General features: G+C 38.1%; 19 protein-coding genes and 2 pseudogenes. 16 read left to right on the forward strand and 5 right to left on the reverse strand.

Annotated features, from left to right (window positions below):
• Position 1: 1 nt before the first annotated feature.
• The gene (locus BMW36_RS07065; RefSeq protein ID WP_139180297.1) at positions 2–262 is read left to right on the forward strand and encodes a Gfo/Idh/MocA family oxidoreductase; all 261 of its coding nucleotides are present in this window, start codon (positions 2–4) and stop codon (positions 260–262) included.
• Positions 263–424: 162 nt separating this feature from the next.
• Here BMW36_RS07065 and BMW36_RS07070 read toward each other — a convergent pair whose 3' ends face one another.
• Positions 425–1,606, reverse strand: coding sequence for a Gfo/Idh/MocA family protein (locus tag BMW36_RS07070; RefSeq protein WP_089740161.1), 1,182 nt, complete (start codon positions 1,604–1,606; stop codon positions 425–427).
• A gap of 140 nt (positions 1,607–1,746) precedes the next feature.
• Here BMW36_RS07070 and BMW36_RS07075 point away from each other — a divergent pair, with 140 nt between their 5' ends.
• The 4 genes from BMW36_RS07075 to BMW36_RS07090 all read left to right on the forward strand — a co-directional run bounded on the left by BMW36_RS07075 (position 1,747) and on the right by BMW36_RS07090 (position 5,814).
• Entirely contained in the window at positions 1,747–2,556 is an 810-nt protein-coding gene (locus tag BMW36_RS07075) for an AraC family transcriptional regulator (protein ID WP_089740162.1), read from the forward strand.
• Positions 2,557–2,656: 100 nt separating this feature from the next.
• Positions 2,657–3,808 carry a Gfo/Idh/MocA family protein gene (locus tag BMW36_RS07080; protein WP_089740163.1) on the forward strand — a complete coding sequence of 384 codons (1,152 nt, stop codon included), beginning with the start codon at positions 2,657–2,659 and terminating at the stop codon, positions 3,806–3,808.
• Between the two features lie 12 nt (positions 3,809–3,820).
• Positions 3,821–4,996 (forward strand): dihydrodipicolinate synthase family protein, encoded by a 1,176-nt coding sequence (locus tag BMW36_RS07085; RefSeq protein ID WP_089740164.1) that lies wholly within the window; start codon positions 3,821–3,823, stop codon positions 4,994–4,996.
• Complete coding sequence (locus BMW36_RS07090; RefSeq protein ID WP_089740165.1) at positions 4,996–5,814, forward strand: sugar phosphate isomerase/epimerase family protein; 819 nt, start codon at positions 4,996–4,998, stop codon at positions 5,812–5,814. Before BMW36_RS07085 ends, BMW36_RS07090 begins: the two co-directional genes overlap by 1 nt.
• Before the next feature lie 113 nt (positions 5,815–5,927).
• Here BMW36_RS07090 and BMW36_RS07095 read toward each other — a convergent pair whose 3' ends face one another.
• The gene (locus tag BMW36_RS07095; RefSeq protein WP_089740246.1) at positions 5,928–6,305 is read right to left on the reverse strand and encodes a nuclear transport factor 2 family protein; all 378 of its coding nucleotides are present in this window, start codon (positions 6,303–6,305) and stop codon (positions 5,928–5,930) included.
• Between the two features lie 84 nt (positions 6,306–6,389).
• The gene (locus tag BMW36_RS07100; protein WP_089740166.1) at positions 6,390–7,316 is read right to left on the reverse strand and encodes an aldo/keto reductase; all 927 of its coding nucleotides are present in this window, start codon (positions 7,314–7,316) and stop codon (positions 6,390–6,392) included.
• Positions 7,317–7,575: 259 nt separating this feature from the next.
• On the opposite strand from BMW36_RS07100, the gene BMW36_RS07105 reads away from it, so the two are divergent.
• The 10 genes and pseudogenes from BMW36_RS07105 to BMW36_RS07150 all read left to right on the forward strand — a co-directional run bounded on the left by BMW36_RS07105 (position 7,576) and on the right by BMW36_RS07150 (position 15,622).
• Entirely contained in the window at positions 7,576–8,091 is a 516-nt protein-coding gene (locus BMW36_RS07105) for a DoxX family protein (protein WP_089740167.1), read from the forward strand.
• 62 nt (positions 8,092–8,153) lie between these two features.
• The gene (locus BMW36_RS07110; RefSeq protein WP_089740168.1) at positions 8,154–8,669 is read left to right on the forward strand and encodes a DoxX family protein; all 516 of its coding nucleotides are present in this window, start codon (positions 8,154–8,156) and stop codon (positions 8,667–8,669) included.
• A gap of 343 nt (positions 8,670–9,012) precedes the next feature.
• A complete protein-coding gene (locus BMW36_RS07115) occupies positions 9,013–9,492 on the forward strand; it encodes a hypothetical protein (protein ID WP_089740169.1) in 480 nt (159 codons plus the stop codon).
• Between the two features lie 93 nt (positions 9,493–9,585).
• Entirely contained in the window at positions 9,586–10,263 is a 678-nt protein-coding gene (locus BMW36_RS07120) for a GntR family transcriptional regulator (RefSeq protein WP_089740170.1), read from the forward strand.
• A gap of 19 nt (positions 10,264–10,282) precedes the next feature.
• On the forward strand, positions 10,283–12,313 hold the full coding sequence (locus BMW36_RS07125) for an alpha-glucuronidase family glycosyl hydrolase (protein ID WP_245711613.1): 2,031 nt from the start codon (positions 10,283–10,285) through the stop codon (positions 12,311–12,313).
• A gap of 18 nt (positions 12,314–12,331) precedes the next feature.
• Positions 12,332–13,438 (forward strand): mannonate dehydratase, encoded by a 1,107-nt coding sequence (gene uxuA, locus BMW36_RS07130; RefSeq protein WP_089740171.1) that lies wholly within the window; start codon positions 12,332–12,334, stop codon positions 13,436–13,438.
• Positions 13,407–14,252: an SDR family oxidoreductase gene (locus BMW36_RS07135; RefSeq protein ID WP_089740172.1), complete on the forward strand. Its 846-nt coding sequence runs from the start codon at positions 13,407–13,409 to the stop codon at positions 14,250–14,252. The genes uxuA and BMW36_RS07135 overlap by 32 nt, the downstream gene beginning before the upstream one ends.
• A 22-nt stretch (positions 14,253–14,274) precedes the next feature.
• Positions 14,275–14,921, forward strand: a pseudogene (locus tag BMW36_RS07140) (GH39 family glycosyl hydrolase); the annotation flags it as partial.
• A gap of 1 nt (position 14,922) precedes the next feature.
• Positions 14,923–15,057 (forward strand): annotated as a pseudogene (locus BMW36_RS07145) (zinc ribbon domain-containing protein); the annotation flags it as partial.
• 145 nt (positions 15,058–15,202) lie between these two features.
• Positions 15,203–15,622 (forward strand): GH39 family glycosyl hydrolase, encoded by a 420-nt coding sequence (locus BMW36_RS07150; protein ID WP_089740173.1) that lies wholly within the window; start codon positions 15,203–15,205, stop codon positions 15,620–15,622.
• Positions 15,623–15,878: 256 nt separating this feature from the next.
• On the opposite strand, the gene BMW36_RS07155 is transcribed toward BMW36_RS07150, so the two are convergent.
• The gene (locus BMW36_RS07155) at positions 15,879–16,745 is read right to left on the reverse strand and encodes a superoxide dismutase (protein ID WP_089740174.1); all 867 of its coding nucleotides are present in this window, start codon (positions 16,743–16,745) and stop codon (positions 15,879–15,881) included.
• 80 nt (positions 16,746–16,825) lie between these two features.
• The gene (locus BMW36_RS07160) at positions 16,826–18,001 is read right to left on the reverse strand and encodes an ROK family transcriptional regulator (protein WP_089740175.1); all 1,176 of its coding nucleotides are present in this window, start codon (positions 17,999–18,001) and stop codon (positions 16,826–16,828) included.
• 167 nt (positions 18,002–18,168) lie between these two features.
• On the opposite strand from BMW36_RS07160, the gene xylA reads away from it, so the two are divergent.
• Positions 18,169–19,494, forward strand: coding sequence for a xylose isomerase (gene xylA / locus BMW36_RS07165; RefSeq protein WP_089740176.1), 1,326 nt, complete (start codon positions 18,169–18,171; stop codon positions 19,492–19,494).
• Positions 19,495–19,499: the final 5 nt, after the last annotated feature.

Raw genomic sequence — 19,499 nt, forward strand, 5'->3', positions numbered from 1 at the left:
TATGATGCGCAAATTAAAATTAGGAATTGCAGGATTTCATGAACAATCTAACAGTTATATTTCTCTGATCAAGGATGGCATGATAGAAGGTGTGGAAGTGGGGGCAGTCTATGACCCGGACCCTTATAAACGTAAACAGGTGAAATCTTTATATCCGGAGATTCCCTTTTATACTGATTATGTGGAAATGCTTGAAAGTGGAGAAGTGGAAGCAGTAGTTTCCTACCTGCCTCAATATAACAATCAGATCAATCAGTATTAACAGTTCTTTTAGAAATGTTCAAATGATATGAACTTTGAAGCTTACTAAGCAGTGGTAATGTACGAAGACCCCAGCGGAAACGAACATTCTGCCGGTGTCTTCGTATTTCTTTATACTTATTAGCAAATTAAAGTTAGGATTTTTCAGCCAATTTGCGATGATCTACAATTTAATAATTGAGCCCGGGGCACTCCACTCCGTTCCTAAGTCATCTGGAAGACAGAACTGTTTGTAACACTGTGTTAATGTCTCTTCTAATCCTTCCACTATCGTAAGTTTTTTTGTTTTTTCTATTGTGATCCATTTATCTGGGAAAACAGGAATTTCTTTAACTGATTGATGCATCCCGTAAATTGCATTCACATGCCCGCTAGCTGCTTCTGGACCACATAGTATTTTGTTATGACCTTGTAAGATTGCATCCAACATCACACCAAATTTTGCTAGATGGTCTTTCTCAGGATCTTTATAAACCTTTTCTTTTCCATCATTAAATTTTGCGATTATATTAGAATTTTCATTTGTCGGGTGATATGTAATTACTGCATTTTCAAACTCCAATGTATATTTTGGTCTGTGTTCATTTGCAACAGCATGTGAGGCTAAATACACCATTTCTACATTATTTTTGGTTATCAGGTGAACAGCACAAGTATCGAATGTTTCGATTGGATTAGCGCGATATAACTCAGCAGATAGCTGATCAATTTCCGCACACGTTTCAATCGTGTCACCTGTTAAATATAATAGGTGATGCAGAAAGTGAGCAGTAGCATTGTTGGCAACACTGTCAAAGATCATTTCACCTTGAGAACTGAATTTCTTTCCTGCCCAGCTTGATCGGTTAAAATAGTCTACATTACGAGGCCATAATACTAAGCTTTTCATTCTTAAAGGCTGACCGAAAAGGCCGGAAAGTATGTCTTTTTTTAATTGTTGTACAGAATCAGTAAAGGACCAGTTAAATCCAATGGCTAACAATTTATTCGTCCGGTCTCTTGTATCAATCATTTCTTGTAAATGTTCACGATTGGCTGTTGCAGGCTTCTCGCATAAAACATGGCTCCCATTTTCCATTGCTAAGCATGACTGATGCTTATGCAGCTGAATCGGTGAAGAAATAATTGCTAAATCTGCTGTATGCTCAGAATAAAAATCCTCTAAGCTGGAATAAACAGGTATGTTGTGATCCATTATTTCCTGATAGTATCTGGAATTCTCGGGATACGGGTCCACCACCCCTTCTAAGAATGCGTTTTCATTCTCGTCAGAAAAAAACTCTTTTACATAAATATTCCCATACCCTCCTATGCCGACTAATACAACTGATACCTTTTTCTCCATGTAAAAACCCCTCACTATTGTTTTCTTTTCCATTCTATACAGTATAATAGAAATATATCATAACTTCCTTATTTTCGCAGTAGTAGAATAGGAATATCAAATAATTAGAGATTTCAGTCTGATAATTGGGGGAAGTTTTTATGCTGAAAAAAATAAACCTTGAACCATACGGGATAAAATTGTATGAAAGTAAACATACTAAAGGCGATCGGGTAGAAAATCATCATCATGAGATTTACCAGGTATTATATGCACTGGAAGGGATGGGGGAGATAAAATTAGACGGAGAACTGCATCACTTTGAACAGGATTATCTTACGTTTATAAAGCCATTCACACAACATGCCATTATTCCGGATAAGAAGCTGACAGTACTTGTTCTTGCTTTTGACCAACGTGTGATGGATAAATCTATCTATGAGAAACTCCCATTAAATGAAACCAAATTCATTGGTCTGAACCCGTTTGACAGTAGTGAAATACGTCAAACACTCCGTACTTTATTGTACGAACAGGCAAATCAGACAAATGAGCAGGAAATGGCGTTAAAAATTTTTCTTTCCCAGTTACTATTACTCATGGTAAGAGGGGAAAAAAAGTCTCCGGTTTCTGATGCGAATGCTTTAAGAGCTGAGAGATTGAAAGAATACATAGATTCCCATTACTATGAATGGATACATGCTGAAGATTTGGCCGCAAGACTTGGTATCAGCACAAGGCATATGAACACGATTTTTAAAGAAAACTATCAACAGACTCCGATCCAGTACTTAACAGAAGTAAGGGTAGGCCTTGCCAAAAAAATGCTTGCCGAGACAGATAAAGATATCGCATCAATATGTTTCGAAGCGGGTTTTGAGTCAATCTCGACCTTTTACCGTGCATTCAAAAACATTGTTTCCATTTCACCAAATAAATATCGGAACAACCAGAAAAGTTACCATATATAATTTGATTTCCGAAATTAAGAAATTCGTTCTTAGAATAATAAGACGAATTTTTTTTATTGCGGTAGACTTAATCTATCAAAAGGAAAAGGTAGGGATTGAAATGGCTCAACATAAGATTGGAATTATAATGAATGGTGTCACAGGCCGGATGGGTACAAATCAACATTTAATTCGCTCGATTAAAGCAATTAGAGAACAAGGCGGCGTAATGCTTAAAAATGATGATACATTGATGCCGGACCCGATACTAATTGGTAGGAATGAGAAGAAATTGAAAGCGCTGGCAGAAACTCATGGTATCGAACGTTATTCAACAGATCTGGAAGCTGCGCTTGCTGATGATTATAACGAAATTTATTTTGATTCCCAAACAACGGTGAGACGTGCTGATAGTATAAAGCAGGCAATCGCTGCAGGGAAGCATATTTATTGTGAAAAACCAACAGCTACAAACCTGGAAGGATCGATTGAACTGGCGAAACTGGCGAGAGAAGCTGGTGTGAAAAATGGTGTTGTACAGGATAAGTTATTTTTACCGGGCTTATTAAAATTAAAAAGACTCATAGACTCCGGGTTTTTCGGTGAGATTCTTTCCGTAAGAATGGAGTTTGGCTACTGGGTGTTCGAAGGAGACTGGCAAGAAGCACAACGGCCATCATGGAATTACCGTAAAGAAGATGGCGGCGGAATTATTGTGGACATGTTTGCACACTGGCGTTATGTGATTGATAATTTATTCGGTAATGTGAAGGCTGTATCGTGTATCGGTGCCACCCACATTCCTGAGCGTGTTGATGAAAATGGCAAAACATATAAAGCTACAGCGGACGATGCTGCTTACGGAACTTTTGAATTAGAGAATGGAATTATTGTACAGGCAAATTCCTCATGGGCTGTAAGAGTGAATCGAGATGATTTATTGACAATTCAGGTAGATGGTACAGAAGGAAGTGCAGTTGCAGGATTACGTGATTGTAAAGTACAGCACCGTGTGAACACTCCTAAACCAACATGGAACCCGGATATAGAGAATCCATTTGACTTCCAGTCCCAATGGCAGGAAGTACCAACTAATGAAGTGTATGATAATGGCTTTAAAGTGCAATGGGAACTTTTCCTGAAGCATGTTTTCGCTGATGAAGCATTCCCTTGGGACCTGCTGGAAGGTGCTAAAGGTACACAGCTTTCTGATCTGGGCTTGAAATCGTGGGAGGAAAGACGCTGGATAGATGTTCCGGAAATTAAACTGTAAGGGGGACTTTGCATGACAAAATTATTATTGCCAAATAAAGACCGCAAGCTCTATTCTTATGAAACAAGGGAATTTCAACGATTTGAAATTCCACAGGATAAACCATTTAAGAAAAGAATTGCATTCTCCGCAGCACATGTTGTAGCTGACCCGCTTTCTGTTTCTGATCCGACCTTGGATGGCCAGATTGACTGGGACAAAACAATGGAGTATCGCCACTATTTATGGTCACTTGGTCTGTCTGTGGCAGAAGCAATGGATACTGCACAACGGGGAATGGGCTTAAACTGGGACAGAGCAAAAGAATTAATTTCCAGGTCTGTAAGGGAAGCAAAATCTGTTGGGGGAAAGGTTGCTAGTGGCGTAGGAACAGATCATCTAGCACCAACACCAGCAGTATCTTTAGAAGATGTAGAGAGAGCATATGAAGAGCAGGTGTCGTTTGTTGAAGGGGAAGGCGGGAAGATTATTTTAATGGCGAGCCGTGCATTAGCTGCATGTGCGAAAGGACCTGAAGATTATCAACGTGTTTATAATAAAATTTTGCAAAATGTAAAGGAGCCAGTAATTTTGCATTGGCTTGGTGATATGTTTGATCCTGCATTAGAGGGGTACTGGGGCTTCGAAGATACAGACAAAGCGATGGAAGTGTGTCTGCAGATTATACGGGATAATGAAACAAAAGTGGATGGGATTAAAATTTCTCTTCTTGATGCGCAGAAAGAGGTTGATATGCGCAGATTATTACCGGAAAGCGTTCGGATGTATACAGGAGATGACTTTAATTATCCTGAACTGATCAAAGGGGATGATCAAGGATACAGCCATGCATTATTAGGTATATTTGATGCAATCGCACCAGCGGCAGCGGCAGCAATGCATGCAGTTGATGCAGATGACTGGAATTCGTATGATGCAATACTCGAAAAAACAGTCCCGCTCTCCCGGCATATCTTTGAGGCACCGACATTTTCCTATAAAACAGGGGTTGTCTTTATGGCTTATCTGAATGGTCATCAAGATCACTTCCGGATGATTGGCGGTAAAGAAGGGGCACGTTCCATTATACATTTGTCTGATTTGTTCGTACTGGCCGATGAAGCTGGCTTGTTACGAGATCCAGAACTGGCGACAAAGAGAATGAAGGTAGCGTTAGAGTTAGCAGGTATAGAACAGGGGGCACGTTAATGACTGATAAGCTATTGAACCGTTTAAGTCTTAATCAGATTACTGTTGACCAATGGACTTTAAAAGAAGCAGTAGAAGGGTGTCTTCACCAGGATGTACCGTGGATTTCTGTATGGCGGCACAAGATAGAAGAAATAGGATTGAAACAGAGTAAGAAACTGATCCAGGACTCTGGTTTAAAAGTTTCCAGTATTTGTCGTGGAGGGATGTTCCCTGCTGCAACTGCGAAAGAAAGAGCAACGAAAATTGATGATAATAAACGGGCAGTCGAAGAAGCTGCTGAACTGGGAACAGATACACTTGTCTTAGTTTGCGGACAGAGTGCAGACAGGGACATCGATACAGCTAGAGAGCAAGTCGCAGAAGGGATCGATATGCTAGTGCCTTTTGCAAAGGATTACGGGGTAAAGCTTGCTATTGAACCGCTTCATCCAATGTTTGCTGCAGACCGTTCCGTTATTAATACAATGGACCAGGCAACAACCATTGCTGAAAAATATGATTCGAATGAAGTCGGGGTTATTGTTGATGTTTATCATGTATGGTGGGACCCAAATCTGTACAAAGAAATTGAAAGAGCCAAAGGGAGGATCCTCGGTTTTCATGTGTCAGATTGGAAGGTTCCAATGCCAGATATGTTTGCAGGGCGTGCTATGATGGGTGAAGGCGTAATAGAAATCAATCGTATGAGAAAAGCGGTTGAAGAGGCAGGCTATGATGGGCCGATTGAGGTTGAAATTATAAATAAATTACTTTGGGAACGTAATGGGGATGAAATACTGAGTGAAGTGAAACAGTGTTTTGTAAAGCATGTATAATATTTAGAGAGAAAAGCTGTTCAAAAATGTTACCTGATAATTTTTGAACAGTTTTTTCTATAGACAGAATCGGTCTGTATTTAAAATAGCGTATGATCATAGAGACGCTGATGCTATTCAATCTGACCAAGAATCTCATTTAATTGTAATGGGGTAATTGTGCCCTGATGAAAGAATAGTTGCCACCTGTTATCGGTCAATTTCCATATCGAACTTCTTAGCGTGTTCCGGTTTCTTGTTTTATCTACAATATAATAGGTAGTTAATACCACATCTGCTGATAAAGGATAAATATTATAATTATGTAATGACATCTCGGTTAATACGACACCACTTTCGAGACAATCTTTCTTGTTACAAGTATACCCCGATGACCCAAATTCGAAAAAATCGTCTGCAAGTATTTTTCCAAGTTTTTCCGGACTTTTTCGTACATCAAGATTGATATGGCTTTCCTCTAATTCTTTTAAGTGTTCCTTCAGATTATTCATTTCCAACCAACCCTACCTTCCCAATATATTTGGCAAAGGCTCAAAGGGGATAGATATCACCCCCCATTGAGCTAAATAACCAATTTAGAAATTTACATTTTGCGGATGAGCTTCTGATACCATGTGTAAATCAGCAGCTTTTGCATTAGAGATAACTTGTTCTTCATTCTTACAGCCTGGAATAACAGTAGTTACCGCTTCATGTTTTAGACACCATGCTAATGCCCAACTTGCCATATCTACACCCTCAGGTAACTCGTGATAAGCAATTTCATCGACTAATTTCAGTTTGCGTTCTGTTTCTTTTTGATCATGCCGGGAACGGACATCATTACTGGTAAAAGTAGCACCAGGCTTATACTTCCCGCTTAAATAACCGCTTGCAAGAGGTACCCTTGCAAGTACTCCAAGATCCTGATTAATGGCAGATGGGTAAATTTCCTCTTCTGGAGCTCGATCAAGCCGGTTATAAACAACCTGAATTGCTTCTGCCCCTACATCAGTCGCTCTGTCAGTTTGATAACTATCCGTATTTCCTGCAAGTGATATCGCAAGATGGCGGATTTTTCCTGCTTGTTTCTGTTTGTCGAGCATCGTCCATAGGTCATCATTATTAAATTCGTCATCTGTGCAAGAATGTGCCTGATACAAATCAATATAGTCGGTTTTCAATGAACGAAGTGAACTATCCAATTGTTTTAATACTTCATCTGCAGACCAATGCCTTGTACGCTCAAAGTTACTGTGGAAATGATGGCCAAATTTCGTTGCAATAACCCAATCGTCTCTGTGATCACGGCTTATAAAATCACCGATGAATCGTTCAGATAGATGATCGCCATAACATTCTGCTGTATCAATAAGATTAATGCCCTGATGTTTAGCCTGGTGCAGAATGGCGTCAACCTCTTTTTGTGTGAAATCTTTCCCCCATTCCCCACCATATTGCCATGTTCCAATTCCAACAACAGATACATTTAGATTCGTTCTTCCAAGACGTCGATACTTCATTGTTTGCACCTCTCTCAATAGAATTGTATTTTGCAGGGTTACTTTATTTCAAACTGTTCATTGAAAACGCTACATGTATAGAATAAACAAATTCGGCCTTGTTGTCACAAGTTAGACATAAATATTTGAATAAATTGTGAAGTATTGAACATTATTATTCCATTAAACGAAAATCATGATATTATATAAGTGTAAACAAGATATCTGATTACACAATATATTGTGAAATATTGAACAAATAAAAAAGGAGTTGGATGAAATGTTTGTAGAGTTTTTAAGAAGTAACAAAATAGTAGCTGGTTTATTAGCAATTATTCGTATTTATTTAGGGTATCAATGGATGACAGCAGGCTGGGGGAAAATGACAGGTGGATTTGAAGCAAGAGGATTTCTTCAGGGGGCAATTGAAAAAGCTTCAGGAGATCATCCGGCAGTACAAGGATGGTGGGCAGCATTTTTAGAAAAAGTCGCACTTCCAGGAGCTGACCTCTTTACTTTCTTAGTTATGTGGGGCGAACTCTTAGTAGGAATTGCACTCATTCTAGGTGTATTTACAAACTTTGCAGCATTAATGGGTATTATAATGAATTTTGCCTTCGTTTTCAGCGGAACCGTAAGCACAAACGGCCAAATGATTCTATTAACAGCTTTCTTGTTAGTTGCAGGTTACAATGCAGGCAAATTTGGATTAGACAGATTTGTTATTCCGTTTCTCCGTCATAAAGTAATGGAAAGAAAGAACCGTTTAAAAGGCGTTATAGCTGAAGCACACTAAATAATGAGCAATTATGTGAAGAGTTGAACAAAATAATAAAAATTTTGAAGGAGTGTTTGAAAATGTTTGTAAATTTATTAAGAGAAAATCGTATAGTGGCAGCAATCTTAACATTTATTAGAGTATATATCGGGTACCAATGGTTAGTTGGCGGTTGGGGAAAAATAACTGGCGGTTTTGATGCAGAGGGATTTATTCAGGGAGCAATTGGAAAGGCAACCGGAGATCATCCTGCAGTACAAGGATGGTGGGCAACATTTTTAGAGAATGTGGCACTCCCTGGAGCGGATATCTTTACCTTCCTTGTAATGTGGGGTGAATTATTAGTTGGTATTGCTTTAATCCTGGGTGTATTTACAAACTTCGCTGCATTAATGGGGATATTAATGAACTTCGCTTTCCTTTTAAGCGGGACTGTCAGCACGAACGGTCAAATGATTTTACTTACATTATTCTTGTTAGTTGCGGGTTATAATGCAGGAAGATTTGGATTAGACCATTATGTTATTCCATTTGTAAGAAAAATATATACAAAAAATGAAAAAACAGCTTATGTTAAACCAGTTGAAGCTCACTAAGGCGAATTAGAAAAATAAAACCATGATCAATATCAGATCATGGTTTTATTTTTTTGAAAAAAAAAGGCACCCATACTCTCATATGGATGCAAAGGGGGACAATCTATTTTGAATCAAAATACTGTACATGTATTCATTCGTCTCGAATAGAAGAATGAACAGTATATGTACACAACAACTAATATTGTAACCGTTTACAGTATATAAAATAAAGAAAGGGTTTACAATAGGCAAATAGACTCATTTTTAATGAAGAAAATGTAAATAATAAAATAGAATGGCTTTGAATATGCTTCATTAGAGGGTTTTATATATAAAAATGGTACAAGGCTGAGGTGAAAGTATGCGATATTTTTATAAAAGAAATCGATTATTGCAATGGAAAAATATCATATTAATTTTCATATTTATTGGTTTCCTCATACTGTTATATTTGTTTATTAGTAGTCTGTTTAGTCCTGAAAAAAAAGCAGAGCGGGCATTGGAGTTATTTTATAACTATGAACAAACAGGAGACTTTGCAAATTCATGGGAATTGTTTCATTCATTTATGAAAGAAAAATTGGAAAAAAATATTTACATGCAGGAACGTACCAGTATGCTTAAAGAGAACTTTGGCGTCAGTTCGTTTGAATACAGTTATTCAAAAGTGGAAGAATTACCAAAGTGGCGGATGAGTGATGAAGTACCGGAGATATTAAATGTATATCACTATACTGTAACCCAATCATTTTCAAGTAAGTATGGATCATTTGAAATTCGACAGCCTGTTTATGTAACGATGGAGGGCGACGAGTGGGTGATTTTATGGAATTATAACTAATGGTTTTAGAAAAATCGTCTCAATAGTTGAATTTAACGAAAAAAAAACGTATAATTTAATCTACCATACTAGTATAAATTATGAGGTGTTAAAATGGTTGTTCAAAGACAAAGAGCAAAAGGATCTTCAAGGGATTATGTCTACAGGATTATAAAGGAACAGATAATGAATGGTGAGATTTCACCAGGAACAAAATTATCAGAAAAAGAAATTTCCGAGAAGCTGGAGGTTAGTAGAACACCCGTAAGAGAGGCTTTCCTGCAACTTAATCAGGAAGGGTTATTAGGTGTATTTCCCCAAATTGGAACAATTGTAACAAAAATTGACTTAAAGTCTGTCGAAGAAGGCAGATTTGTTCGCGAAAATATTGAAAAGGCTATCGTGAGAGAAGCGGCAGAGTCGATGGATGAGGAAGCTTTATTGCAGATCGAAACAAACTTAACACTTCAGGAATTTTCATTGGGAAAAGGGTCCTATCAACGGTTGTTCGAACTGGATGATGAATTTCATCGTTTATTGTATAAAGGCTGTGACAAGCTGCGTTCATGGGAAATGGTTAAAAGGATGAATATCCAATTTGACAGACTGCGCCTGTTAAGACTTGCTGTAAACCATGATTGGAAAATTATTGTGTCACAACACCGCCAAGTTTTTGAAGCAATTTCTGCCCGGAATGCGGAATTAGCGGAAGAAACAATAATTGAGCATCTCCGGTTAGTAGATATAGAAAAAGATGCATTAAGAGAAGAGAATCCGAATTTTTTTACATAATTAAAGGAGTTGGGAACAAATGCAAACAAGTACAATGTATAATATGTGGCTTCAATATAAGATAGTGAACGAGAATAATAAAGATTTTTGGAGAGAAGTGGCGGTACTGAGTAATTCATGTATCGCCAGGTCCATTAAGGAAGAACTAAGATTTGCATTGAACAGTATGTATAAAATAGCCCCCGACATTACCACTAATCACCAAGCTAAAATTGTAATCGGTGTCATAAAGGAAATTAGCGGGCTGCTGAATGGGAAGCAAAAAGAGATAATTGCTGATTTACCGGAAGAAGGGTATTTGATAACAAATAACCAGGGTCAGCTTATACTTACTGGAAAAACAGATAAAGCACTACTGTATGCTGTTTTTCATGTATTAAGAGAAGTCCAGCTTGGTAATGATGTTACTTCCCTGAATGTAGTTGAGGGGCCAAAAAACATTCTTAGAATGGTCAACCAGTGGGATAATCTTGATGGCAGTGTCGAAAGAGGTTATTCAGGAAATTCTATATTCTATGAAAACGGGGAAATTGTTAAAGACAAATCAAGGATCAGAGATTATGCAAGATTTCTTGCGTCTGTAGGAATTAATGCTATCTCTATAAATAATGTAAATGTATGGGAAGAAGAAACCTACTTCATTACGAAGAAATACTTACCTGAGATAAAAGAAATTGCCGATATTTTTAAATCATATGGAGTAACCTTATATCTTAGCATAAATTTTGCAAGTCCTATAGCAATCGATGGGTTGGACACGGCAGATCCATTGGTAGATAAAGTGAGGAAATGGTGGAAAGAAAAAGTAACAGAAATTTATCAGTATATCCCTTACTTTGGTGGCTTTGTAGTTAAAGCAGATTCAGAACATCGTCCTGGGCCATTTACATATGGGAGAGACCATGCGGATGGATCGAATATGTTAGCAGAAGCTCTTGCTCCATACAATGGAAAGGTCATTTGGCGTTGTTTTGTTTACAATTGTGTGCAGGATTGGCGTGACCGCAGTACAGATAGAGCAAGAGCTGCATATGACCATTTCAAGCCATTAGATGGAAAGTTCCACGAAAATGTCATTTTACAAATAAAAAATGGGCCAATGGATTTTCAAGTCCGTGAACCAGTATCACCGTTAATAGGTGCAATGGAACATACGAATCAAATGGTCGAATTTCAGATAGCACAGGAGTATACCGGGCAACAAAGAGACTTATGTTATTTAATCCCGCAGTGGAAGCACGTTCTTAAGTTTGATACACATATAAAAGGAGAAGGAACGACAATAGAAGAAATAGTAGCAGGGAATGTTCATTCTTATAAATACAGTGGTCTAGCAGCAGTATCGAATATTGGAAATGATGATAATTGGACAGGAAATACTTTAGCGCAGGCTAATTTATACGGGTATGGAAGACTGACATGGAATCCGGGATTAGCTGCAGAAACAATTGCGAAAGAATGGATCCAGCAGACATTTGGAAAAAAAGAATCAGTGCTTAAAACAATGGAAGAAATATTGATGGATTCATGGCATATCTATGAGAACTATACAGCACCACTGGGAATAGGCTGGATGGTAACCCCTCACTCGCATTACGGACCTAATATTGACGGCTATGAATATTCTAGATGGGGAACCTATCATTTTGCAGACCGACAGGGTATAGGGGTAGACAGAACGATAGAAACAGGAACCGGGTATACCGCCCAGTATGAAATGCCTAACCAACTCCTGTATAACAATATTGATACATGTCCTGATGAATTACTATTATTTTTCCACCACGTACCATACAAGTATACCTTGAAGAGCGGGAAAACAGTTATTCAACATATTTATGACACCCATTTTTCAGGTTATGAACAAGTGGAACAGTTAATTAGTAAATGGGAAACTATAAAAGAACATATCGATGTACCGAGATATAAAAATATTAGCGAGCGTTTTTCTATGCAGAAAAGAAATGCAAAGGAATGGCGTGATCAAATAAATACCTATTTTTACCGCAAATCGGGAATTGAAGACGAAAAGAGAAGAACAATTTATTGATATAAGGGAGGAAACATCATGAATATGGTATTCAGATGGTTTGGGGAGGGCAATGACAGTGTGACACTATCCCAAATAAGGCAGATTCCCGGGGTAAAAGGGTTAGTATGGGCCCTTCATGATATTCCAGCAGGGGACATTTGGCCATTAGAACGAATACAGGAATGCAGGAGAATCGCAGATAAATATCATCTTCATCTGAAAGTGGTAGAAAGTGTCAATATTCATGAGTCAATTAAACTGGGAAGTCCTGATCGTGATGTATATATTGCTAACTATATTCAAACAATTAAAAATCTTTCCACAATAGGAGTGAAAGTTATTTGTTATAACTTTATGCCTGTATTTGACTGGATAAGAACAGATCTATTTGGAACTTTGCCAGACAAGTCAACTGCCTTATTTTATGAGAAGGCAAAAGTAGAAAACATGGATCCAATAGAATTAGTGAACAGAATCGCCACAAACCCTGAATATACAATGCCGGGTTGGGAGCCGGAGCGTTTAGAGGCATTAAAGGAGTTATTTGAAGCATATCTTACTGTTACCACTGAAGACTTAATGGCTAATCTCCAATATTTTCTTGAACGGGTTATACCTGTGTGTGAAGAATACGATGTGAAAATGGCGATTCATCCTGATGACCCGCCGTGGGAAATGTTTGGCTTACCACGGATTGTGACAACTAAAGAAAGATTGCTGGAGATTACCAGCTTAGTAGATAGTCATTACAATGGAATCACATTATGCAGCGGGGCACTGGGAGTAAGGAAAGATAATAATATCGTGGAAATGATTTACGAACTAAAAGATCGGATTCACTTTGCTCATATCCGCAATGTGAAATTATTTAATAATGGAGATTTTATTGAAACATCTCACTACACAGCAGATGGGTCTTTGCCAATAGATAAAATAGTGAAAGCATATCATGAGATAGGCTACCGGGGATATGTGAGACCGGACCATGGACGCCACATATGGGATGAAGTTTGCCGACCAGGTTATGGTTTATATGACCGTGCATTGGGAGTGATGTACTTATCAGGATTATGGGATGCATATCAGTTATCAGAAAGGGTGGGAGAAACAGATGTTACCAATAAACATAAACTTAAAGGGTAAAGTAGCGGTTGTGACAGGAGGCGGTGGAGTTCTTTGCGGCGCCATGGCAATTGAACTGGCTCGTCAGGGAATGAAAGTAGCTGTTCTTAACAGGACATTGGAGAAGGCGGAGAATGTTGTTAAGGAAATTAAAAGTAACGGAGGCGAAGCTATAGCGATAAAATGTGATGTGTTAAATAAAGAAATGGTGATAGAAGCGGAAGAGAAAGTTTTTCAAACTTATGGTGCATGCGATGTTCTGATTAATGGCGCTGGTGGTAATCATCCTGATGGAACAACGACTAATGAAGTTTATCGAGCAAAAGATTTAAACGATGATACGATAAGGACGTTTTTCGATATGACTACTGATGGATTTTCTGCTGTTTTCAATCTTAATTTTATCAGTACCTTGATCCCGACCCAGGTATTTGCAAGAAGAATGGTTGAAAGAAAAACTAGCATTATTAATATTTCTTCAATGAGTTCGGTTAGTCCGATGACTAAGGTCCCTGCATACAGTTCCGCAAAAGCTGCAATTAATAATTTTACACAATGGCTTGCTGTGCATATGGCCGAGGCTAATGTCAGAGTAAATGCCATTGCACCAGGATTTTTCCTGACAGATCAGAACAGGACATTGCTTACTAATGAGGATGGATCTCCTAAACCACGAATGCAAAAGATCATTGAACATACCCCGATGCGGAAACTTGGTACTCCTAAGGAACTGTTAGGTACATTACTCTGGTTAGTTGATGATGAAGCGAGCGGCTTTGTAACAGGTACCTGTATCCCTGTAGATGGCGGGTTTATGGCATACAGCGGAGTTTAGATCAACGGGAGGTGTAGAAAGAATGAAAAAAGTGATACAAATTGATGATAAAAACATCCAGTCTTTTCCGGGAAATTGGAAAAAATGTATTGGTACCGGGAGATTAGGTTAAGCATTACAAAAAAGAGTACCTGGAACATTTGAAAATAGTACAACAAGAGATTGGCTTTTCCTATATCAGAGGTCATGGCTTATTGCACGATGATATTGGAATATATCGTGAATTAGAAATTGATGGAGAGAAACACCCATTTTACAATTTTACTTATATTGACCGGATCTTTGATTCATTTCTTGAACTTGGACTGAAGCCATTTGTTGAAATTGGATTTATGCCCAAGCCTTGCATCAGGTTCACAGACAATTTTTGCATGGGAAGGGAATGTCACCCCACCGAAAGATTATAAAAAATGGGAAATGCTTATAAAAACGGTAACTATACATTTTATCGATCGGTACGGAATAGAAGAAGTGTTAACATGGCCATTCGAAATATGGAATGAACCTAATCTGGTCAACTTTTGGAAAGATACAGATAAAGAGGAATATTTTAAGTTATATAGAGTAACTGTTAATGCGATCAAATCAGTCAACAAGGAATTGAAAGTAGGCGGACCGGCTATATGTGGAGGTTCAGATGAATGGATAACTGACTTTCTAACATTTTGTATGTGGAAATACCCAACCAATGCCTATGAATGTTAGGATGTATGTTTGTTCTTGCGGACTAAATCTTGATAGAGATTACAATGCTGCGCTAAACATAAAAAAAGAAGGCATTCGCTTATTAACAAGTGCCGAATGAAAGGATAAACTCTTGGAACAAGAGGGTTAGCTTGGTCTATTTCGTCAGCTGCCAAAAGGGACGATTATCCAAGAAGCCCCCACTTCAAGCAACCCGTAAGGGTGGTAAGTGGTGGGAGTAGTTCACTCGATTAGGAAGCAAGGTAATGTACCGGGATAATAATCTGATTGTAACGAAACGAGCTAATGGAGAGCTAGTTTTGATTATCTGGAATTTAGTGATGGAAAAAGGTAACGATTTTAGCGAGGATTTCGAGTTGGAACTTCCAGTAAATAGGGGGATTTATTTTATGACAGAACAGTCCATTAGTGAGGAATGCGCCAATCCATGGAGAACATGGCAGCAGATGGGGAGACCACGCTTCCCGTCAAAATCTCAGATTGAAGTGCTGAATAAGAGTGCCATCCCTTTCTTTGAATCAAAGCAGCTTGAAGTGAAGGAGAATAAATTGACACACTCAGTAACCTTAACTAAAAATGAGGTCAGAATTATTGAGGTTATACCAGTCAACGACGAGTCAGCCTCCTACCCTGGATTGGACGACAGTTCACTTGATTCCTACTAGAATAGTACATAACTATCACGTTCCACCCAAGTGAAAAGTGTGCTTTTGAGATACACTTAATAAGGTATGGAATATAAGCGATCTGTACTTTCTTGAACATACAAAAATACTCAGGAACAATCAAATTAAGTATTGTTCCTGAGTAACTTTTTTATGTTTAATAATATTGTAGAGCATCCTTCCCATACTTCGTACAGGCAAAGTCAGAGCCGGTGTACTGTTAAAGTTCATAAACTTTTGAATTGGCTTTGTGGCATTAATATAATTCCCATTTCACTTTTCTTGCTTCTTTTAATCGTTTATTCACATTCTCCCAGTTCACCACATTCCACCAGTTCTCAATATAGGTTTTTTTATCATTTTTATGCTGAAGGTAATATGCATGTTCCCATACATCCAGTACTAATAACGGAATTGTGTCAGGTACCTGGAATAACTGGTGCTTTTCAAATGACTGTATGGCTAATTTACCACTTCTCGGTGACCAGTAAAGAACGGCCCAGCCGTTTCCTTCAACAGAATTAGCAACAGATGTAAAGAGCTTCTGAAATGCAGCCCAGGATCCGAAGTCTTTCTCAATTTGTCGTAGGATCTCACCAGATGGCTTTTTCTTACCATTTGGCGTCATATTATACCAGAATATTGTGTGAAGGTTATGACCAGATCCGTGAAAAGCCTGCTCTCGTAACCAGTGCTTTACTGGTTCTTTTTTGTCGATGTATAAGGCTGTTTCTGCTTTATTAAGACCATCAACATATGACTGATGATGTTTCGTATGATGCAGGCGCATAATCTGTTCACTAATGTAGGGCTCCAGTGCATTATATGAATAAGGCAAAGGCGGCAATTGATGTTTCCCATAAGGAATACTTTCAGACTTTTTCCTTGTTATATCAGAAATAAATGCTTCCCCTTCATTTCTCAGTTCTAATAACCGTTCCTCGTCTTCCAGTTCAGGAATAGTGCTTCCTATTAGTGACTGAATTTTTTCCTGCCATTGTTCGACTTGAAATATTGCCTGTAACTTTTCCTCCTCAGTTATTTTTGAGGACATAATTTCATTTTTTAATTTTTCTCCCCATTCAAACAAATCCGCTAAATAATCATAATAATCTTTCTCCATGTGTCATCACCCCATGTAGCATATGTGTCATACACCCAGGAAGTGATAATATAATTTGGTGGAATTACATCTTTTTTAGACTAATTGGAAATTACGGCCTTATCAGGCGCTTCAAAGAAATGTTCAATATTGAATGCTGCCATTCCCATTACAGTTGAATATTTTTGCAATTTAGCAACATTTAATTGAACATCATTTTTATTAAAACCTATAGCATTCTTCTCAATTCGCTTTTCAATTGCCGGCATAATGAACTTTTCTGCAATTTGAACAGTATTTCCGACTACAACTTGCTCGGGATTAAAGATATGAATGATGTTAGTAATTCCAATTCCTAAATAGTCGCCAAGCTCCTCAAGTAAATGAATAGCTTTTGATTCACCATTTTCGGCTGCTGTAACAAGTTCGTGGATATTTGTATCTTTATATCCATTTTCTCTAGCTTTTTCAAGTAGTGTTTTCTCTGAGGCATAAAGCTCCCAACATCCTTTATTCCCACAACGGCAATCTGGCCCGTCTTTTTCTATTGTCATATGGCCAAGCTCTCCGGAAAATCCACGTAAGCCTTTGTATAATTTTCCGTCCAGAATTAAACCAACACCAATTCCAATACTGATACTCGTGTATATTAATTCGTCAGCCATTTGTCCGACGCCATATACCTTTTCACCGTATGCTCCGCCGTTTGCTTCATTTTCAACAATAATCGGTACACGGTATCGTTCGAATAAAATATCTTTTAGAGGGACTTTTTTCCATCCTAAATTTGGTGCTAACAGTATTTCGCCATCTGATGTTACGACTCCGGGTACTCCTACACCAATTCCGACAATTCCATATTCAGATTCTGGCACCTCATTCCTTAATTCATCAATTAATTGGTGTAGATGTTTTAAAACTTCTTCTAAGTCTTCATTGCTGAAAGTAATGGTTCTCTCGTTCACAATATTTCCCCGCAGGTCTGTTACAACACCAAGAATATGGTTGACACCGAGGTCGATGGAGATAGTAAAGCCGGCAGTTTCGTTAAGCAGCAGCATTACTGGTCTCCGACCGCCACTTGATTCACCGGTTCCGGATTCATTGATCAATTTTTCATTTAATAATTCACTGACAAGGGAAGAAACTGTCCCTTTATTCAGTCCAGTGGTTTGTGCAATGCTCGCTCTTGAAACAGGTGCATTAGCTTTGATTGTATTAAGAACAAGCGCTTTATTTTCCTTTTTTACGACATGCTGATTCCATGTTTGGCTCAAACTTATTCACTCACTCTCTATTGGCGTATCCAGTTATAGAGCTATTTTATCATATTAATAAAAAATATTCTATAACCTTTGTTTATTCGCTAGACAAACTTAGTGAACCTTGCTATAATGACAGTGAAAAAAGGAACATCATTTCAACAATTTGGAGGTATAAACAAATGACATGGTTTGAAAACGTTAACAAGATTCAATATGAAGGACCTAAATCTAAAAATCCGCTTGCTTTTAAATTTTACAATCCCGAAGAGCAAATTAATGGGCAATCAATGGAGGAATTTTTACGATTCGGTATTGCTTACTGGCATACGTTTACCGCTGATTTATCTGATCCTTTTGGTGCAGGTTCGGCTATCCGTAACTGGGATAAGTATGATGGAATGGATCGTGCAAAAGCCCGTGTGGAGGCAGCTTTTGAATTCTTTGAAAAAATTGGTGCTAAATATTTCTGTTTCCATGATGTTGATATTGCACCAGAAGGAGACAGTTTAAGAGAAACATACAAAAATCAGGATACCATTGTTGCACTTATTAAGGATCATATGAAGGACAGTGATGTAAAGTTACTTTGGAACACTGCAAATAACTTTACAAACCCTCGTTTTGTTCATGGTGCTGCTTCTTCAAGTAATGCAGATGTATTTGCATATTCTGCAGCAAAAGTGAAGAAGCAATTAGAAATTGGTAAGGAATTAGGCGGGGAAAACTATGTGTTCTGGGGAGGCCGTGAAGGGTATGAAACATTGCTTAATACTGACCTTGGCTTAGAGCAGGATAATTTAGCTCGATTCTTCGAGATGGCTGTTGATTATGCGAAGGAAATCGGGTTTGATGCCCAATTTTTAATTGAGCCTAAACCTAAAGAACCTACAACGCATCAATATGATTTTGATTCCCAGTCTACACATGCATTTTTATTAAAATACGGGCTGCAAGACCACTTTAAGCTTAACATTGAGGCAAATCATGCTACATTAGCTGGTCATACGTTTGAACATGAGCTTCGTTATGCTCGTGTTAATGGATTACTTGGATCTGTTGATGCGAACCAGGGAGATCCATTATTAGGATGGGATACAGATGAATTCCCTGCAGATATTTATTCTACAACATTAGCAATGTATGAAATTATTAAAAATGGCGGACTAGGATCAGGTGGATTAAACTTCGATGCCAAAGCACGCCGAGGCTCATTCGATCAAGAAGACTTATTCCACGCCCATATCGCTGGAATGGATCATTTCGCAGTCGGGTATAAAGTAGCAAGCCAATTAGTTGAAGATAAAGTATTTGAAAATATTATCGACGACCGTTATGCAAGTTATAAAGAAGGAATCGGTAAAGATATTGTGGAAGGAAAAGCTGATTTCAAATCACTGGAAGAGTATGCCCTTAATCTCAAGGAAATTAAGAATAAATCCGGTCGCTTAGAAGTGATTAAAGCTACAATCAATCAATACTTATTAAATGCATACACAGATAAATAATTTTG

It is taken from the genome of Gracilibacillus ureilyticus (assembly GCF_900111195.1).
Lineage (GTDB): Bacteria > Bacillota > Bacilli > Bacillales > Amphibacillaceae > Gracilibacillus > Gracilibacillus ureilyticus.

Bases quoted from the DNA above. Each gene is read 5' to 3' on its own strand.
- BMW36_RS07065 (WP_139180297.1), top strand. From the start codon at position 2: ATGATGCGCAAATTAAAATTAGGAATTGCAGGATTTCATGAACAATCT.
- BMW36_RS07070 (WP_089740161.1), bottom strand. From the start codon at position 1,606: ATGGAGAAAAAGGTATCAGTTGTATTAGTCGGCATAGGAGGGTATGGG.
- BMW36_RS07075 (WP_089740162.1), top strand. From the start codon at position 1,747: ATGCTGAAAAAAATAAACCTTGAACCATACGGGATAAAATTGTATGAA.
- BMW36_RS07080 (WP_089740163.1), top strand. From the start codon at position 2,657: ATGGCTCAACATAAGATTGGAATTATAATGAATGGTGTCACAGGCCGG.
- BMW36_RS07085 (WP_089740164.1), top strand. From the start codon at position 3,821: ATGACAAAATTATTATTGCCAAATAAAGACCGCAAGCTCTATTCTTAT.
- BMW36_RS07090 (WP_089740165.1), top strand. From the start codon at position 4,996: ATGACTGATAAGCTATTGAACCGTTTAAGTCTTAATCAGATTACTGTT.
- BMW36_RS07095 (WP_089740246.1), bottom strand. From the start codon at position 6,305: ATGAATAATCTGAAGGAACACTTAAAAGAATTAGAGGAAAGCCATATC.
- BMW36_RS07100 (WP_089740166.1), bottom strand. From the start codon at position 7,316: ATGAAGTATCGACGTCTTGGAAGAACGAATCTAAATGTATCTGTTGTT.
- BMW36_RS07105 (WP_089740167.1), top strand. From the start codon at position 7,576: ATGTTTGTAGAGTTTTTAAGAAGTAACAAAATAGTAGCTGGTTTATTA.
- BMW36_RS07110 (WP_089740168.1), top strand. From the start codon at position 8,154: ATGTTTGTAAATTTATTAAGAGAAAATCGTATAGTGGCAGCAATCTTA.
- BMW36_RS07115 (WP_089740169.1), top strand. From the start codon at position 9,013: ATGCGATATTTTTATAAAAGAAATCGATTATTGCAATGGAAAAATATC.
- BMW36_RS07120 (WP_089740170.1), top strand. From the start codon at position 9,586: ATGGTTGTTCAAAGACAAAGAGCAAAAGGATCTTCAAGGGATTATGTC.
- BMW36_RS07125 (WP_245711613.1), top strand. From the start codon at position 10,283: ATGCAAACAAGTACAATGTATAATATGTGGCTTCAATATAAGATAGTG.
- uxuA (WP_089740171.1), top strand. From the start codon at position 12,332: ATGAATATGGTATTCAGATGGTTTGGGGAGGGCAATGACAGTGTGACA.
- BMW36_RS07135 (WP_089740172.1), top strand. From the start codon at position 13,407: ATGTTACCAATAAACATAAACTTAAAGGGTAAAGTAGCGGTTGTGACA.
- BMW36_RS07150 (WP_089740173.1), top strand. From the start codon at position 15,203: ATGTACCGGGATAATAATCTGATTGTAACGAAACGAGCTAATGGAGAG.
- BMW36_RS07155 (WP_089740174.1), bottom strand. From the start codon at position 16,745: ATGGAGAAAGATTATTATGATTATTTAGCGGATTTGTTTGAATGGGGA.
- xylA (WP_089740176.1), top strand. From the start codon at position 18,169: ATGACATGGTTTGAAAACGTTAACAAGATTCAATATGAAGGACCTAAA.